Source organism: Streptomyces cyaneus, assembly GCF_004028635.1.
GTDB lineage: Bacteria > Actinomycetota > Actinomycetes > Streptomycetales > Streptomycetaceae > Streptomyces > Streptomyces cyaneus.
Genome location: NZ_RQJW01000020.1, coordinates 82,089 through 99,018, shown reverse-complemented (window position 1 = coordinate 99,018; position 16,930 = coordinate 82,089). Strand labels below are relative to the sequence as shown.

General features: G+C 70.8%; 14 protein-coding genes and 1 pseudogene. 13 read left to right on the top strand and 2 right to left on the bottom strand.

The annotated features are described in order from the left end of the window. The first annotated feature begins 55 nt into the window (after positions 1-55). From EHO50_RS40115 to EHO50_RS40100, 4 genes are all read left to right on the top strand, one after another. A complete protein-coding gene (locus EHO50_RS40115) occupies positions 56-1,120 on the top strand; it encodes a GDSL-type esterase/lipase family protein (RefSeq protein WP_164905084.1) in 1,065 nt (354 codons plus the stop codon). Next, on the top strand, positions 1,117-3,015 hold the full coding sequence (locus tag EHO50_RS40110; protein WP_128436786.1) for a rhamnogalacturonan lyase family protein: 1,899 nt from the start codon (positions 1,117-1,119) through the stop codon (positions 3,013-3,015). The genes EHO50_RS40115 and EHO50_RS40110 overlap by 4 nt, the downstream gene beginning before the upstream one ends. Next, positions 2,999-3,715: a DUF6250 domain-containing protein gene (locus EHO50_RS40105; RefSeq protein WP_128436785.1), complete on the top strand. Its 717-nt coding sequence runs from the start codon at positions 2,999-3,001 to the stop codon at positions 3,713-3,715. The genes EHO50_RS40110 and EHO50_RS40105 overlap by 17 nt, the downstream gene beginning before the upstream one ends. A 145-nt stretch (positions 3,716-3,860) precedes the next feature. Beyond that, positions 3,861-4,646, top strand: coding sequence for an SGNH/GDSL hydrolase family protein (locus EHO50_RS40100; RefSeq protein ID WP_128436834.1), 786 nt, complete (start codon positions 3,861-3,863; stop codon positions 4,644-4,646). Between the two features lie 96 nt (positions 4,647-4,742). Here the strand turns inward: EHO50_RS40100 and EHO50_RS40095 are convergent, their stop codons facing one another. Both EHO50_RS40095 and EHO50_RS40090 read right to left on the bottom strand, forming a co-directional pair. After that, positions 4,743-5,360, bottom strand: a complete 618-nt coding sequence (locus EHO50_RS40095) for a TetR/AcrR family transcriptional regulator (protein ID WP_246101822.1) — start codon at positions 5,358-5,360, stop codon at positions 4,743-4,745. A 68-nt stretch (positions 5,361-5,428) separates the two neighbouring features. Then, a complete protein-coding gene (locus EHO50_RS40090; RefSeq protein WP_128436784.1) occupies positions 5,429-6,607 on the bottom strand; it encodes a Glu/Leu/Phe/Val dehydrogenase dimerization domain-containing protein in 1,179 nt (392 codons plus the stop codon). Positions 6,608-6,774: 167 nt separating this feature from the next. Between EHO50_RS40090 and EHO50_RS40085 the strand changes: the two genes are divergently transcribed. From EHO50_RS40085 to EHO50_RS40045, 9 genes and pseudogenes are all read left to right on the top strand, one after another. After that, entirely contained in the window at positions 6,775-7,950 is a 1,176-nt protein-coding gene (locus EHO50_RS40085) for an MBL fold metallo-hydrolase (protein ID WP_128436783.1), read from the top strand. 688 nt (positions 7,951-8,638) lie between these two features. Further along, positions 8,639-10,411: pseudogene (locus EHO50_RS40080) on the top strand (sensor histidine kinase); the annotation flags it as partial. A 1,004-nt stretch (positions 10,412-11,415) separates the two neighbouring features. After that, on the top strand, positions 11,416-11,850 hold the full coding sequence (locus EHO50_RS40075) for a roadblock/LC7 domain-containing protein (RefSeq protein ID WP_003996239.1): 435 nt from the start codon (positions 11,416-11,418) through the stop codon (positions 11,848-11,850). 2 nt (positions 11,851-11,852) lie between these two features. Then, positions 11,853-12,224 carry a DUF742 domain-containing protein gene (locus tag EHO50_RS40070; protein ID WP_128436782.1) on the top strand — a complete coding sequence of 124 codons (372 nt, stop codon included), beginning with the start codon at positions 11,853-11,855 and terminating at the stop codon, positions 12,222-12,224. Beyond that, entirely contained in the window at positions 12,202-12,801 is a 600-nt protein-coding gene (locus EHO50_RS40065) for a GTP-binding protein (RefSeq protein WP_128436781.1), read from the top strand. Before EHO50_RS40070 ends, EHO50_RS40065 begins: the two co-directional genes overlap by 23 nt. Before the next feature lie 61 nt (positions 12,802-12,862). Further along, the gene (locus EHO50_RS40060; RefSeq protein WP_128436780.1) at positions 12,863-13,441 is read left to right on the top strand and encodes a GAF domain-containing protein; all 579 of its coding nucleotides are present in this window, start codon (positions 12,863-12,865) and stop codon (positions 13,439-13,441) included. Between the two features lie 250 nt (positions 13,442-13,691). Then, complete coding sequence (gene tdh / locus EHO50_RS40055; protein ID WP_128436779.1) at positions 13,692-14,720, top strand: L-threonine 3-dehydrogenase; 1,029 nt, start codon at positions 13,692-13,694, stop codon at positions 14,718-14,720. A gap of 62 nt (positions 14,721-14,782) precedes the next feature. Beyond that, on the top strand, positions 14,783-15,976 hold the full coding sequence (locus tag EHO50_RS40050; RefSeq protein WP_128436778.1) for a glycine C-acetyltransferase: 1,194 nt from the start codon (positions 14,783-14,785) through the stop codon (positions 15,974-15,976). A gap of 38 nt (positions 15,977-16,014) precedes the next feature. Beyond that, on the top strand, positions 16,015-16,917 hold the full coding sequence (locus EHO50_RS40045) for a LysR family transcriptional regulator (protein WP_128436777.1): 903 nt from the start codon (positions 16,015-16,017) through the stop codon (positions 16,915-16,917). Positions 16,918-16,930: the final 13 nt, after the last annotated feature.

Here is a 16,930-nt window from a genome sequence, read left to right as displayed (position 1 = left end):
GACACAGTGATCTCCATGCCGATGCAAGCGCTTTCTGTGGCTCATGGAGGTCCACGTGTCCGACGTCGACAGACGTATGCCCTTGGCCGCTGCGGTGGCGGTCGGGCTGCTCCTCGGCGCTCCGCAGCCCGCTTTCGCGTCCGCTGAGCCGAACGTCGTACGGCCTGACGACCGGCGTCTCGCCTACGAGGGGCACTGGGGCCGGACCGCCGAGGCGGCCACCACCGTCAACTCGGGCTCCCGGCTGCGCTTCCGCTTCACCGGCGGCAGCGTCCACGCCCTCTTCGACGTCGCCTCGATCACCGTCCCCGCACAGATCTACGTGTCGGTCGACGGCGGGCCGAAGCGACTGCACGCGGTCGACCGGAGCGATCTGGAGATCACGGCTGCCGGCCGGGGACCCCACTCGGTCGAGATCTCCGTCAAGGACGTCTTCTCCCGGGCGAACCGCTGGACTCCGCCACTGGAGACGGGGGTCGTCCTGACCGGACTACGGCTCGACTACGGCGGGCGCCTGCTGCATCAACCCGCCCGCAGCCACCGGAAGTTGGCCTTCTACGGCGACTCCATCACGCAGGGCGTCATGGCTCTGTGCGAGGTGAACACCTCCGACTGCGCCGACGGTACGGCGGCCTACCCCACGCTGGTCGCCGACGCCCTGCGCGCCTCGCTCACCCAGGTCGGCTTCGGTCGCCAGGGCGTGATCCAGACCGGCAACGGGGGAGTGCCGGCCGCGCCGGACGCGTACGGCTGGAACCACGCGGACTCCTGGGCCGAGCCAGACCGCCGGGCCGACGTGATCGTGGTGAACCAGGGCACCAACGACGCGGCGTACGGCTCGGACGAATTCCAGGTCGCCTACCGCGCCTACCTCGACAAACTGCGGGCCGCCGCGCCGCACGCCGGCATCCTCGCGCTGCGCCCGTTCAACGGCGCACACGCCGACGACATCGCCGCCGTGGTCGGTGAACTCGCCGACCCGCGCACCGAGTTCGTCGACACGACCGACTGGCTCTCCCCGGCGGACGGGGACTTCAACGGCACCGTCCACCCCAGCACCCGAGGCCATCGCAAGGTGGCCGACCGACTGATCGCCCTGCTCGCAAAGGAGCTCCAGTGAACCTCGACCGACGCCGAAGAATCGGCGCCGTCGCCGCCGCGACCCTGCTGGCCGGCCTGTTCTCCGCGCCCGCCGGCCACTCCGTGGAGAAACCGCACCGGATCGTGGAGAACCTGGACCGCGGCCTGGTCGCCGTCCCCTCCGGCGGGGGAACCTTCCTCAGCTGGCGACTCCTCGGCACCGAGTACGCGCGGTACGGCGACGCCATCGCCTTCAACGTGTACAAGAACGGGCGGCGACTGAACCGCGCCCCGGTGACCAAGTCGACGACCTACCAGGACAACACCCCCGGCACGGGCACGTACACCGTGCGCGCGATCGTGGGCGGACGTGAGCAACAGCCGAGCCCGGCCGCTCTCGACCTCGGGCAGGGCTACGCCGAGATCCCGCTCGCCGCCGCCGACGGCTACACCGTGCAGCACGCCTGGCCCGGCGACCTCGACGGCGACGGACGCTACGAACTCGTCGTCAGCCGCCTCTCGCAGACCCGCGACAAGCCCGATCTGCTGGAGGCGTACACCCTCACCGGCGAGCGGCTCTGGCGAGTCGACCTCGGCCCCGGCTCGTACACGCAGGTGGGCGGCAACGGCGCCAACGACCCCGCGCCCGCCGCGATCAGCGGTTCGACGGCGATCGGCGGCTACCGCAACGACGACAACGTCACGGTGTACGACCTCGACGGCGACGGCAGGGCCGAGGTGCTGGTGCACACCGCCGACGGCACCACCTTCGCCGACGGTTCGAAGGTCACCGCCGCCTCGCCCGCGAACCAGTTCGTCTCCGTGATCGACGGCGCGACCGGCACCGAGCGCACCCGGCAGCCCGTACCCGACGACTTCGCGACCGACGGCCCGTCCGGCGGCCACTTCGGCATCGCCCACCTCGACGGCGCACACCCCAGCCTCGTCACGAAGCTGGTCACGCGTGTCGGCGCCCGGCGCGGAGCCTTCCGCATCCTCTTCCAGACCTGGGACTTCAACGGGACCGACCTGACCCGCCGTTGGAAGTACGTCGTGCCCGCCGACAGCGGCGCGACCAGCTTCCACCAGATCCGCACGGTCGACGTCGACCAGGACGGCACGGACGAGATCGCCGACGGCAACTACGTCGTCAACAGCGACGGCACCCTGCGTTACGTCGTCGACGGCGCCGGACACGGGGACCGCTTCCACATCGCCGACCTCGACCCCGACCGCCCCGGCCTGGAGGGCTTCGCGATCCAGCAGGCGGAGCTGGGAGTCGTACCGAAGTTCCCCTGGTACTACTACGACGCCGACACGGGCGAGCGCCTGGTGACCGGCCGGCACCCCGCCGACTGGGAGAACGACACCGACATCGACGTCGGCCGCGGCAGCACCGGCGACATCGACCCGAACCACCCCGGCTACGAGTACTGGACCTCCACCGCCGACGTCACCGCACCGGGCGCGGGCGTCTACAACGTCCAGGACGGCAAGGTCTCCACGACCACCCCCAGCGTCAACTTCCGTATCTGGTGGGACGGTGACAAGGCGTCAGAGCTCCTCGACTACACGCACGTCGAGAAGTGGGACCCGGCGACCCAGACCAGCGCGAAGATCTTCGAGCCCTCGGGTGTCGTGTCGGGTCCCCGCAACGCGACCCCGTTCTACGGCGACATCCTCGGCGACTGGCGCGAGGAGATCCTCGCCGAGACCGCCGACCACACCGCACTACGCCTCTACACCACCACCGAGCCCACGAGGACGCGCCTGTACACCCTCGCCCAGAACCCCGAGTACCGCCTCGGCTGGACCGTACGGGGCTACCTGCAGTCGACGTACACGGACTACTACCTCGGCACCGAGACCCGTCGCGTGCCGAAGCCCACGATCACTCTCCCGGAAGGGGACGTCTCCCATGACGACCACGCGTAGAGCCTTCGGAGCCCTGGCCGCCGGCGCCGCCCTCGCAGCCCTCGCTCCGGCGGGGACGGCGAGCGCCACGCCCCGCCACCGTCGCCTCATAGCCCACGACGACTTCCGTCACGGCCTGGGGCAATGGGCGGTGGAACTCGAGAAGGGCGGCACCGTCACCGCCTCCCGCGGGGTCCTGGAGGTCGACGTACCCGCCGGGGCGACGGTCTGGTTCAAGAAGCGGCTGGAAGGGCCGTATGTCATCGAGTACACGGCCACGCCCATATCGGCAGGCGGTGTCAACGACCGCGTCTCCGACCTGAACAACTTCTGGAACGCGACCGACGTCCGCTCCCCGGACGACATCTTCGCCACCCCGCGCGGCGGGGCGCTGGCGGAGTACGACCACCTCAAGACGTACTACGTCGGCTACGGTGCCAACACCAACACCACGACGAGGCTGCGCCGGTACGTCGGCCAGGCCGGGGTCCGCCCGCTGATCTACGACTACACGGAGCCGCTGCTCGTGGCGAACGAGCCCAACCACGTCCGGATCGTCTCCGACGGCTCGACCGTGCGGTGGTGGAACAACGGGCGGCTCGTCTTCGACTACACCGACCAGGAGCCCTATACCAGTGGCCACTTCGCCTTCCGGACCACCTGGAGCCATTTCCGGATCGGCGACTTCCGGGTGTGGCGGTTGAGCCCACAACGCCCCTGATCAGAGGCTTATTCCAGGTTTGGCCAACACTTTACAAGTGGCTTATCTCACCGACCGTCAACCCCTCCTTACGGTCGCGTAGGTCACATTCGAAGGTGAATCATGTGCCGATGTGGCAGACGATTCGAAGAGTGACAGCAGATCAGTGATCGGGTCGTACGTTGCGGTGGGGGACAGCTTCACCGAGGGCGTCGGCGACCCCGGCCCCGACGGGGCGTTCGTCGGCTGGGCCGACCGGTTCGCGGTACTGCTCGCGGACCGGCGGCCCGAGGGCGCCTTCAAGTACACGAACCTCGCCGTACGCGGCAAACTGCTCGACCAGATCGTCGAGGACCAGCTTCCGAAGGCCGTCGAACTGGCCCCGGACCTGGTCTCGTTCTGTGCGGGCGGCAACGACATCATCCGACCCGGAACCGACCCCGACGAGGTGGCCGAGCGCTTCGAGCGGGCGATCATCCGGCTCACCTCCGCCGTCGGCACCGTCATGGTGACGACCGGCTTCGACACCCGTGGCGTGCCCGTGCTGAAGCATCTGCGCGGCAAGATCGCCACCTACAACGGTCATGTGCGGGCCATCGCCGACCGGTACGGCTGTCCGGTGCTCGACCTGTGGTCCCTGAAGACCATTCAGGACCGCAGGGCCTGGGACGACGACCGGCTCCACCTCTCTGCGGAGGGGCACACGCGTGTGGCGCTCCGCGCGGGCCAGGTCCTCGGCCTGGAGGTGCCGGCCGACCCGGACCAGCCCTGGCCACCGCTCCCGGCCCGCGGCACTCTCGACATCCGCCGGGACGACGTCCACTGGGCACGCGAGTACCTGGTGCCGTGGATCGGACGGCGCCTGCGCGGCGAGTCGTCGGGGGACCATGTGACGGCCAAGGGCGCGCTGTCCCCGGACGACATCAAGATGCGGATCGAATCGGTGGCTTGAGGCGACGCCTCGGTGGTGTGGGCCGGGCCCTGTTCGGGGGCGCGGCCCACACGGCTGTCGTCACCGTGGTGAAGCGACCACCGGCGATCGCCCACCTCACCGCGCCGTCGTCAACGCCTTCCGCTCCAGCCCCAGTTCCCGGGCGAGCGCCTCGTCCGCCCACTGCTGGGCACGCGCGCGTGACACCGCGCCCGGATACGACGTCAGCTGCACGGCCAGCCCGTCGAGCAGGGCCGTCAGACGCAGGGCCGTGCCGGTGGGGTCCGGGCAGCGGAACTCGTCCGCGGCCACTCCCTGCTCGATGACCTCGGCGAGGGCCGCCTTCCACTGCCGGTCGAGGTCCCGTGTGACCTCCTGCAACGCGGGCTCGCGCAGCGCCGCCGCCCAGCCCTCGATCCACAGCCGCCAGCCCTTGGCCTGGCCGGTCGGCGCGTACCAGCGCACGGCCGCCCGCAGCCGCCGCAGCGCCGTCGTACGGCGGCCCAGCAGCCTGCGCAGACGGGCCAGATCGCCCTCGGCCGCGTGCGCGAACGCGGCGGCGACCAGTTTCTCCTTCGTGGCGAAGTGATAGAGCACCAGCGCGTTGCTCACCCCGAGGGCCGAGGCCACGTCGGCGATCCTGACCGCCGACACGCCCCGCGCCTCTATCTGCTCGACGGCGGCCCGCAGCAATTCCTCACGCCGCTCGGCCACACTCAACCGCACTCTTGCCACTCGGCCACCCTAAAGCCTCGCCACGAGCCGTTCCTGTGGCCGCGGTCGACGGGCCCTTCCCGCCGCCGTCACCGGTGCAGGCCGAAGCGCTCCGCGATCACCGGCAGCCGGTCGGCCGCGATGGCGTGCGCGGCGGCCCGGGGTGTCGTCCCGTCGGCCTCGGCGCGGGTCAGGGTGCGGTCGGTCAGGGCGCGCATCGACCGTTGCGTATGGGCGAACGCCTCGTCCGCGTCCGGGCCGATGTCGCCGAACAGCGTCCACCACCACCAGGCGTTCGTGGCCGAGTTGACCACGACGTCCGGCAACACCGTGACGCCCCGCGCGGCCAGCAGTTCCTCCGCCTCGGGCCGAACCGGCATGTTGGCCGCCTCGGCGATCCAGCGGGCGGTGATCCGCCCCTGGTTCGCGGCGTCGATCACATACGAGACGGCCGCCGGCACCAGCACCTCCGCCTCGACCGACAACCAGGCGTCGCCCGGCAGTTCACGGTCACCGGGGCGCAGCGCCGCGCGGTCGACCGTGCCGTACACGTCACGTGCCGCCAGCAGAGACTCGATGTCGAGGCCCGCCGGGTTGGCGATCGTGCCCTTGATGTCGGCGACGGCCACGACCGTGAGCCCCGCGCGCGTGAGGAAGCGCGCCGTGGCCCCGCCCATGGTTCCGAGACCCTGTACGGCGACGCGCGTCCTCCAGTACGGCACACCGGCCCGGTCCAGTGCCGTGAGCACCGACTCGGCGACCCCGCAGCCGCCGACCAGCTCGTCGAGCCCGATGCCGTCCACCTCGACCGCGAACGCGTCCGCGAGCCGCCGACGGGCGCCTGCCTCGTCGTCGAGCAGCGGATACACGGCCTGGACGGACGAGACGAGCCCCACCTCGGCGGCCGCCCGGTCGACCACGTCCTGGGTGAGACCGAGGTCCTCGCCCGTGGTCCAAAAGCTCTCGATATACGGCCGCATGGTCCGCAGATAGCGCACCAGGAGCCCGTACGCCTCCGGATCGCGGGGATCGCAGTCGATGCCGCCCTTGGCGCCGCCCAGGGGGACGTACCGCGCCTCGGGGTCGTAGTGCAGGGCTTCCTTCATGCTCATGCCGCGGGCGAGCCCGGTGACCTCGTCCAGTGTGCAGCCCGGCCGCATCCGCAGCCCGCCGCTGGACACGCCGCGCACCAGCCGGTCGACGACCAGGAAGCCCTGGCGGCCGGTGATGTGGTCGGTCCAGGTGAGCGACAGCAGGGGAGTGGTCATGGGGTCTCCGGAGGGGGCGATGGTCGCCGCGCACGGTTACTGAACGATGGGTCAGTATCAAATTGGGGCGAGGACATGTCAACGTACGGAATGGATCAGGGGGCGTACGGGGTTGTCGGAGGGGCTGACCATAATGGACTTTCTCACCGACTCCACCTGGAGGTACCGTGGCCGGTTTTCGTTTCCCGAGCTCCGGGCTCAGCGCCCTGCGGCCCGAGGCCTTCGGCGTGGACCCGAGCGGTGAGCGCATGGCGCGTATCCGCAATTCGCCGCACTTCCGGGACGGGGTCTTCCAGAACCCCGGAGGCGCCGCCCGAACCAGACCCTCGGGCTCGATGACGGAGTTCGCAAAGGTCTTCTTCGACAAGGACACCCGGCCCCGCCGTGCCCCGAAGGGCACCGTGCCGGTGCACCCCACCACCTACGCCGATCTGGCGAAGCCGCCCGTCGGCGGGCTCCGCCTGACCTGGATGGGGCACTCGAGCGTCCTCGCGGAGATCGACGGCCATCGGGTGCTGTTCGACCCCGTGTGGGGCGAGCGCTGCTCCCCGTTCCCCTTCGCCGGTCCCAAGCGGCTGCATCCCGTGCCGTTGCCGCTCGCCGCGCTCGGGCCGGTCGACGTCGTCGTCATCTCCCACGACCACTACGACCACCTCGACCTGCCCACGATCAAGGCGCTGGCGGGCACGGACACGCTCTTCGCCGTACCGCTCGGCGTGGGCGCCCACCTCGAACACTGGGGTGTGTCCGCCGACCGGCTGCGCGAGCTGGACTGGCACGAGGCGACGAAGGTCGGCGGCCTCACCCTGACCGCGACCCCGGCCCGCCACTTCTGTGGTCGCGGACTGCGCAACACACAGCACACGCTCTGGGCGTCCTGGGTCGTCGCCTCGGACGAACACCGGATCTTTCACAGTGGTGACACCGGCTACTTCGACGGCTTCAAGGACATCGGAGCCGACAACGGCCCGTTCGACGCCACGATGATCCAGCTCGGCGCCTACTCGGACTTCTGGCCCGACATCCACATGACGCCGGATGAGGCCGTCCGGGCCCACCTCGATCTTCAGGGCGGCGATCCGTCCGTGGGTGTCATGCTGCCGATCCACTGGGGCACCTTCAATCTGGCGACGCATCCGTGGGCGGAGCCGGGGGAGTGGACGATGCGGGCCACCCACAAAGCCGGGGTGACGATGGCGGCTCCGCTCTGCGGTGAGCCCTTCGAACCGGCCTCGGTGCCGCAAGTGACGCCGTGGTGGCGTGAGGCGGCCGAAGCGCCCGCCGGGGGCTGGCCGGCATGGCCGCCGGTCGCGCCGGGGCCGGACGCTGTGGTGGTCGCCTAGGTAGGTCTGTGGCAGGTCTGTGGACCTTGCGGGTGGGCGCTGACCCGTCCTGACGCGGTGGGCGGTTCCGTGCGGGAGTGGTCCCCATTTCTGTCGGATGGGACGCCGAGTCTGCGTCGGCGCCCCGCCCTCGGTGCTGTCCTGGCGTGAAGCGAAACAGTGCGCGCGCTCGTCGGCTCCGCGCGCCCCTGTGGGGTGGCTCGCTCGGGGGCGTGCAGGAGTGTGCCTGGGCGCCCGCGAGGCCGTATGCGCCGATACTGCCGGTGACGTTCTGGGAGTCGGAGAGTCGGGCCCGCGGAGTGCTGAATCGTCCCCGCCGGGGCTGTCAGGGGTGCTGGAAGGGCGGGTCAGCGAGGGGTGGGGCGTAGGAAGCGCCCCGCCCCTCGACTTTTCTTCGTGACCACTTCTGACCAGCTCTGATCGCTCGCTCGCTCCTTGTGGGCGAACCGTGGAGCGGGTTATCGGTCTGTCGTACGAGACCTCATACCAGAGCGGGACGCTGCCTGCCGGACTTTGTCAACTGCCCACCGCACATGATGCGGAGGCGACTACTGTCAGTGTCCGTTGGGCGACACGGAGCCGAATTCGTCGGCTCTGTCGACCGACATCGCGATGGCGCATGCCCCGGCCCGCGCAGACCCGCGCGCACCCCAAGGCCCCGACCGACGGACCAGTACTGAGGACCCCGATGTCTCAACTCCGCGCCCCGGCCGCACGCGCAGACCGCCGTGAGGGCGGGCGGCACGGGCGCCCGGCCGCCCGCACCGCACCAGCGCTGCCCGAGACCCACATACGGCCCCAACTGCTGCGCCTGGCCGTGCTGCCGCCCACCGCGGTGGCGCTCAGCGCCTGCGCGGCAGTGCTGTTCGTCGTGCGCACCACTGGAGCGCGGCCGAGCCTCACCCTGTGGGGGGTGCTGGCCGGCGCTGTCTCGGTGACCCTCGCGGGCATCCTGATCGCCGCAGTGGCCGCCAACCGCACCGCCAAGTCCGTGAGCGACCGCATCGGCGCACTGCGACGCAGCAGCGCACGCGGCGAGGCCGATCTGCGGGCCCTCGTCGAGGCGTTGCGGCGCGGCGACGGGCCGCCGAAGCGCAAGACGCGCAGCGGTCCGCCCGAGGGCGCCGACGACTTCGAACTGCTCGCCGCCGATCTGGCCCGCGCCCACGACGGGGCCGTCACCGCCGTCGTCCACGCCTCCCAGCTCTCCAGTCAGGCAGGCAGCGAACAGAAGCTCGAGGTCTTCGTCAACCTCGCCCGGCGTCTTCAGTCGCTCGTGCACCGCGAGATCTCCATCCTCGACGAGCTGGAGAACGAGATCGAGGACCCCGACCTGCTCAAGGGCCTCTTCCACGTCGACCACCTCGCCACCCGCATCCGCCGGCACGCCGAGAACCTCGCCGTGCTCGGCGGCGCCGTCTCCCGTCGGCAGTGGAGCAATCCGGTCTCCATGACCGAGGTGCTGCGCTCGGCCATCGCGGAGGTCGAGCAGTACTCCAGGGTCAAGCTCGTGCCGCCGATCGACGGCACCCTGCGCGGCCACGCCGTCGCCGACGTCATCCACCTGCTGGCCGAACTCGTCGAGAACGCCACGGTGTTCTCCGCCCCGCACACCCAAGTGCTGCTCCGGGCCAACCTCGTGACCTCCGGGCTCGCCGTCGAGGTCGAGGACCGTGGCCTCGGCATGCCCGTCGGCGAGCAGAACCGTATGAACGCCCTGCTCGCCGACCCCGACCAGGTCAACGTCGCCAGCCTGCTGGCGGACGGGCGCATCGGCCTGTTCGTCGTGTCGCAGCTCGCCAAGCGGCACGGCATCCATGTGCGCCTGCAGACCAATATCTACGGCGGTGTCCAGGCCGTTCTCGTGGTGCCGCAGGGGTTGCTGGGGGCGGAACCGGGGGCGCGTGGAGGTGTCGTGCGGGCGCAGGCGCAGGCGCAGGCGCAGGCGCAGGCTCAGGAGCCGCCGCCCGCCCCGCCGCAAGGGGCAGCGGGTAGGTCCGTACCGTCGCACTCCCCGGCGCAGGCCCGTCCGCAGCAGGCGTCGGCGCCGGTGCCGCCCCAGCAGCAGCGCCAGCCCGGATCGGCTGCGCCGGCCGCGTCGGAGGGCGGGCAGTGGGGTGGGCAGCATGGCGGGCTGCGGGGTGCGACCGAGGCGGCGCCGGGGACGCCGGGTCGGCAGGAGCCGCAGGCCGGTGCAAGGGGTGCGGCACCCGGGACGAACGGCAGCGGACCGGCACCCCTGCCCGTGCGCGGTGCCCACGAGGGGCGTGCCAACCCGGCGGAGGCCGTGCCCGGCATCAGGCCCGACGAACGCCGGCTCGTCGCGGAGAACTCCGTCACACCGCCGACCCCGCGCAACAACACCGTCCGCGGCACCATGGACAAGCCTCAACTGCCCCGTCGCCGGGCCCAGGAACACATCGCCCCCCAACTCCGCGAAGGCCCTGCCCCGCGCCAGGAATCCGATTGCCTCGCCGGGCATGACCCGGGGCTGATGGCGGCCTTCCAACGGGGGGTCGGGCTTGCGGAGGCGCAGCAGCACATGGAGGCGGCGCACATGGATGCGGCGCATACGGATGCGGCGCATGTGGAGACCGGGTACGCGGGGGCTGGGCATGTGGAGGTTGGGCACGTAGATGCCGGGCACATGGAGGCCGGCCGGATGGACGCCGGGCACATGGGAGCCGGACATATGGATGGCGAGCACATGGGCGGCGGGCACATGGCCGACGGGGCCGAGGAGTTGAGGCGCGGGGAAGCCGGACGCGGAGAACCAGGGCACGGCAGCGGGCACATGGGTGCGCTGCATACGGATGTAGGGCGCATGGATGCGCGGCATATGGGCGCAGGCCACATGGACGCCCCGCACACGGTGTCAGGGCACACGCTGTCGGGGCACGCCTCGTCTGGCCAGGTGGTGGCGGGTCACATGGTCTCGGGTCACATGGACGTTGTCGCGGGCCACATGGACGCAGGCCACATGGACTCGCAACACACGTCCACCGCACAGCCGACAGCCTCCACATCCGCATCCCTCTACATGCGCTCACCGCACACGACCTCTGACATGAGGTCACCCGACCCGCAGCCGACACGCCTGGACCCCGCACCCCCCGAACCCACCCGTCTGGAGTCCGTGCGTCCGGCGCCGATCCGTCTGGAGCCGACGAGCCTCGACACAGGTCGACCGCAGCCCACACACCTGCGCCCGACCTCCCTGGATGCGTTCCACACCGACGTGACCCCCATGACCCGCCGGCCACCCATGGACGTATCGCCCATGGACCCGACCCACACACCCGAGACGCACCCCGGGTCCGCGCCCGGCGCCGACCACACCACCCGGCACGACGGGAGCGCACCAGCCGGATGACCATGCCCCTGACCAGCTCGAAGTCCGCCTGGAAGACCACCCCCACCCCCAGCGCTCCCGCTGACCTTCGTACCTCAAGGAGTCGATCCATCATGGCGAGCGAAGCGCCGACCGCCCATGTCTCCGACCTCGACTGGCTGATGAGCGGCCTCGTGCAGCGCGTACCGCACACCACCAGCGCGGTACTCCTCTCCTGCGACGGGCTCGTGAAGTCGGTTCACGGCCTCGACCCGGACAGCGCCGACCACATGGCCGCCCTGGCCTCAGGCCTGTACTCCCTCGGCCGCAGCGCCGGGGTCCGCTTCGGCGACGGCGGGGACGTGCGCCAGGTCGTCGTCGAACTCGACTCGACGCTGCTCTTCGTGACCACGGCCGGTTCCGGCACCTGTCTCGCCGTGCTGGCCGGCCGCGAGGCCGACGCGGCGGTGCTGGGCTACGAGATGGCGATGCTGGTCAAGAGCGTCCGCCCCTACCTGGTCACCGCACCACGGCAGCACTCCGTCGAACCGTCGGCGATGAGGCCTTGAACGTGACGGCGGCCGGCGACGGGCCCTGGCTCGACGAGGCGGCCGGACGGCTGGTGCGCCCTTTCACGGTCAGCAACGGCCGTACGCGGCCCACCATCGTGCTCGACCTCATGTCGCAGGTGATGGCCACCGGGGCGACCCCCCTCGGCTACCTGGGCCCCGAGCACGAGCAGGCGCTGGACCTGTGCCGCGCCCCCGTCTCGGTCGCCGAGGTAGCCGCCCACCTGAAGCTGCCGGCTGTGGTCACCAAGGTGCTGCTGTCGGACCTCGTCGACGGCGGGGCGCTCACCACCAAGCCCCCCGAGTTCCACCACAACCCGACAGACCGGGCTCTTCTGGAGGCAGTGCTCGATGGACTACGACGACAGCTCTGACCCGTTCCCCACCGCGCTGAAGATCTTGGTGGCGGGAGGGTTCGGGGCAGGCAAGACGACCTTCGTGGGCGCGGTGAGCGAGATCGCGCCGCTCAGCACGGAGGAACTGCTCACCACGGTCAGCGCCGCGACCGACAGTCTGGAGGGCGTCGAGAACAAGGTCGAGACGACGGTCGCCATGGACTTCGGCCGCATCACGCTCGACCCGGAACATGTCCTGTATCTGTTCGGCACGCCCGGACAGGAACGCTTCTGGTTCATGTGGGACGAACTCTCCGAGGGTGCGCTCGGCGCGGTCATCCTCGCCGACACCCGGCGCCTGGAGGACTGCTTCGCCGCCGTCGACTTCTTCGAGCAGCGCGGCCTCGGCTTCATCGTCGCGATCAACGAGTTCGACGGGGCCTATCGGTACGACCCCGAGGAGGTCCGCGCCGCCATCGACCTCGACCCGGAGATCCCCGTCGTCCGCTGTGACGCCAGGATCTCCAGCTCCGGTGTCCAGACCCTGCTGACACTCGTCCGGCATCTCATCGCGCACACGCCGGCACACGCGCCGAGCCACGGCGCCCACATGTGACACCCGCACACACCAGGACGGAGCCGCATATGACCTACGCCCACAGCGACGGAATCCGCCCATGAGCTACGGCCCACCCCGCCCCATCGCTCGCCTGCTGCTCACCCCCGAGGACAAGGAGGCCCCCGCTCGCGCACGTCGACTGCTGAGCCTGGGCCTGGGCGAGCACGCGGACCCGGCCCTCGACGTCTTCGCGGACCATCTCGCCGCCCTCACCGGGGCGCCGTACGCCATGGTCAACTTCATCGACGAGAACCGGCAGTTCTTCGCAGGCCTGCATGTGCGGCACAGGGTGACCCTTGAGCGCTCCGATGACGCCAAGCCGCAGCTGGGCCGCTATATGGAGCGCGACCATGGGTTTTGCCCCCATGTGGTCGTGCGACGCAAGGCGTTGGTCCTGGAGGACGTGTGCGACTATCCGCGTTTCGCCGGCAATCCGATCGTCGACGAGTTCGGCATCCGCTCCTACATGGGGGCACCGCTCATCGACAGTACGGGGATGGTGCTCGGCACGGTGTGTGTCGTCGATGTGGAGCCGCGGCCGTGGGGGAGGGCGGGGCTGGAGACCATCAAGGCATCGGCGGCAGACCTGATCACGCGGCTGGAGCGACGGGAGGTCGACGGGCTCCCACTGCTCTGACGGCGGACGGTCGACCGCCGGTCATCTGCCGGCCGACCGGTCCGGGGCGTGTATCGGGGGACGGGCACAGCGACGCCGTACCTCGGCCGAGGGCGTGAAGGAAAGCTGTGGCGCCGCTTAAGAAATCCTCGATGGACCGGGGCGCCGTCGTACGGCAGATTGCTACGCGATTCCACCCCTCTCCCCGGTTGCGGGCTCCCTCGGCATGCCCGCGGCCCGCAGCCGGGACTCACCCTCAGGAGCCGTAGCGTTGAAGGCGCTGGTCAAGGAGAAGGCGGAGCCCGGGCTCTGGCTCGCGGACGTTCCAGAACCGGCCGTCGGACCCGGCGACGTACTGATCAAGGTGCTGCGCACCGGGATCTGCGGCACCGATCTGCACATCCGGTCCTGGGACGGCTGGGCCCAGCAGGCGATCCGCACCCCGCTCGTGGTCGGCCACGAGTTCGTTGGCGAAGTCGTGGAGACGGGCCGCGACGTCACCGACATCGCCATCGGCGACCAGGTCAGCGGTGAGGGCCATCTCGTCTGCGGCAAGTGCCGCAACTGCCTCGCCGGGCGGCGCCACCTGTGCCGGGCCACCATCGGCCTCGGTGTAGGCCGCGACGGTGCCTTCGCCGAGTACGTTGCCCTGCCCGCCACCAATGTCTGGGTGCACCGTGTGCCCGTCGACCTCGACATCGCCGCGATCTTCGACCCGTTCGGCAACGCCGTGCACACCGCGCTGTCGTTCCCGCTGGTCGGCGAGGACGTCCTGATCACCGGCGCCGGTCCGATCGGCCTGATGGCGGCGGCCGTGGCCCGGCACGCGGGCGCGCGCAACGTCGTGATCACCGACGTGAGCGAGGAACGGCTCGAACTGGCGCGCAAGGTGGGCGTGAGCCTCGCGCTGAACGTGTCGGAGGCGAGCATCGCCCACGGGCAGCGCGAACTCGGCCTGCGCGAGGGCTTCGACATCGGCCTGGAGATGTCCGGCCGCCCCGAGGCCATGCGCGACATGATCGCCAACATGACGCACGGCGGCCGGATCGCCATGCTCGGCCTGCCCGCGCAGGAGTTCCCCGTCGACTGGGCCCGCATCGTCACCTCGATGATCACCATCAAGGGCATCTACGGCCGCGAGATGTTCGAGACCTGGTATGCGATGTCCGTCCTGCTGGAGGGCGGCCTCGACCTCGCCCCCGTGATCACCGGCCGGTACGGCTACCGCGACTTCGAGGCGGCGTTCGCCGACGCGGCGAGCGGCCGCGGCGGCAAGGTCATCCTCGACTGGTCCGCGTAACCGCGCGTACCCCCCGATCTGTGCAACTCCCCCCAACCGCGAGCACCTTCAGGAGCTGTCCGATGTTCGACTCCGTGCGCGACGACCTCCGCGCCACCCTCGACGAGATCCGCGCCGCCGGCCTGCACAAGCCCGAGCGTGTGATCGGCACCCCGCAGTCCGCGACCGTCGACGTGACCGCGGGCGGCCGCCCGGGCGAGGTCCTCAACTTCTGTGCCAACAACTACCTCGGCCTCGCCGACCACCCCGAGGTGATCGCCGCCGCCCACGGGGCCCTCGACCGCTGGGGCTACGGCATGGCGTCCGTCCGCTTCATCTGCGGCACGCAGGAGGTGCACAAGGAACTGGAGGCGCGGCTGTCCGCCTTCCTCGGCCAGGAGGACACGATCCTGTACTCCTCCTGCTTCGACGCCAACGGCGGCGTGTTCGAGACACTGCTCGGCGAGGAGGACGCGGTGATCTCCGACGCGCTGAACCACGCGTCGATCATCGACGGCATCCGCCTGTCCAAGGCCCGCCGGTTCCGCTACGCCAACCGCGATCTGGCCGACCTGGAGCGACAGTTGAAGGAGGCACAGTCCGCGAGGCGCCGACTGATCGTCACCGACGGCGTCTTCTCGATGGACGGCTATGTGGCCCCGCTGCGCGAGATCTGTGACCTCGCCGACCGCTACGACGCCATGGTCATGGTCGACGACTCGCACGCCGTCGGCTTCGTCGGCCCCGGCGGCCGCGGCACGCCCGAGCTGCACGGCGTCATGGACCGCGTCGACATCATCACAGGCACCCTCGGCAAGGCACTCGGCGGCGCCTCCGGCGGCTACGTCGCGGCCCGCGCCGAGATCGTCGCCCTGCTGCGCCAGCGCTCGCGGCCGTACCTCTTCTCCAACACGCTCGCCCCGGTGATCGCGGCGGCCTCGCTCAAGGTCCTCGACCTGCTGGAGTCGGCGGACGACCTGCGCGTGCGGCTGAACGAGAACACCGCACTGTTCCGCCGCCGGATGACCGAGGAGGGCTTCGAGATCCTTCCCGGCGAGCACGCCATCGCGCCCGTGATGATCGGCGACGCGGCCAAGGCGGGCCTGCTGGCGGAGCTGCTGCTGGAGCGTGGCGTGTACGTGATCGGCTTCTCGTACCCGGTCGTGCCGCAGGGCCGGGCCCGCATCCGCGTCCAGCTGTCCGCCGCGCACTCGACGGACGACGTCAACCGTGCCGTCGATGCCTTCGTCGCGGCCCGGGCGGAACTGGAAGCCTGACGTCCGACCGGCCCTGACATATTGCGATAATCGATCCCATGATCGAAGCGCGGCGGCTCCACATACTCCGTGCGGTGGCCGACCACCGTACGGTGACGGCGGCTGCCGCCGCGCTGTATCTGACCCCGTCGGCCGTCTCCCAGCAGCTGACCGCCCTCGAGCAGGAGACGGGCCACCGCCTGGTGGAGCGCGGTGCCAAGGGCGTACGGCTGACCCCGGCCGGCGAGATCCTGCTCAGCCACGCCAACGCCGTCCTCGCCCAGCTGGAGCGGGCGGAAGCCGAGCTCGCGGCGTACAGCTCGGGCGCGGCAGGCACGGTCACGGTCGCCTCCTTCGCGACCGGCATCGCCCTGGTCGTCGCGCCGGCGGTGGGCCGCCTCGCCATGACGTCCCCCGGCATCCGCATCCGCGTCCAGGACGCCGAGGGCGACGCCAGCCTGCCGATGGTGCTGGACCGGCAGGTCGACATCGCGGTGGCCGTCGAGTACCGGGGGGCGCCGCCCGCCGACGACCCGCGCCTGGCCCACGTGCCGCTGTACGCCGAGCCCTTCGACGCGGTCGTCCCGGTGAGCCACCGGTTGGCCGACGCGGCCGAGGTCCCGCTCGCCGAACTGGCCAAGGACCCGTGGATCGGCCCGTACCCCGGCAACCCCTGCCACGACGTGGTCGTCCTGGCCTGCGAGAATGCCGGCTTCCAGCCCCGCCTCGAACACTCCTCGGACGACTTCCGAGCCGTCGTCGCCCTCGCCTCGGCCGACGCGGGAGTGGCGCTCGTACCGCGCTCGGCGCTGCGCGGCATGGACCTCACGGGCGTCGTCGTACGGCCCGTGGACGGGGTCGCGCCCACGCGCCGGGTCTTCGCGGCCGTGCGGCGAGGTGCCGAGGAGCACCCGTTGATCCGGCCGGTGCTGGACGCGCTCGGGGACGTGGCGGGGGAGTGAGCCTCCCGTAACA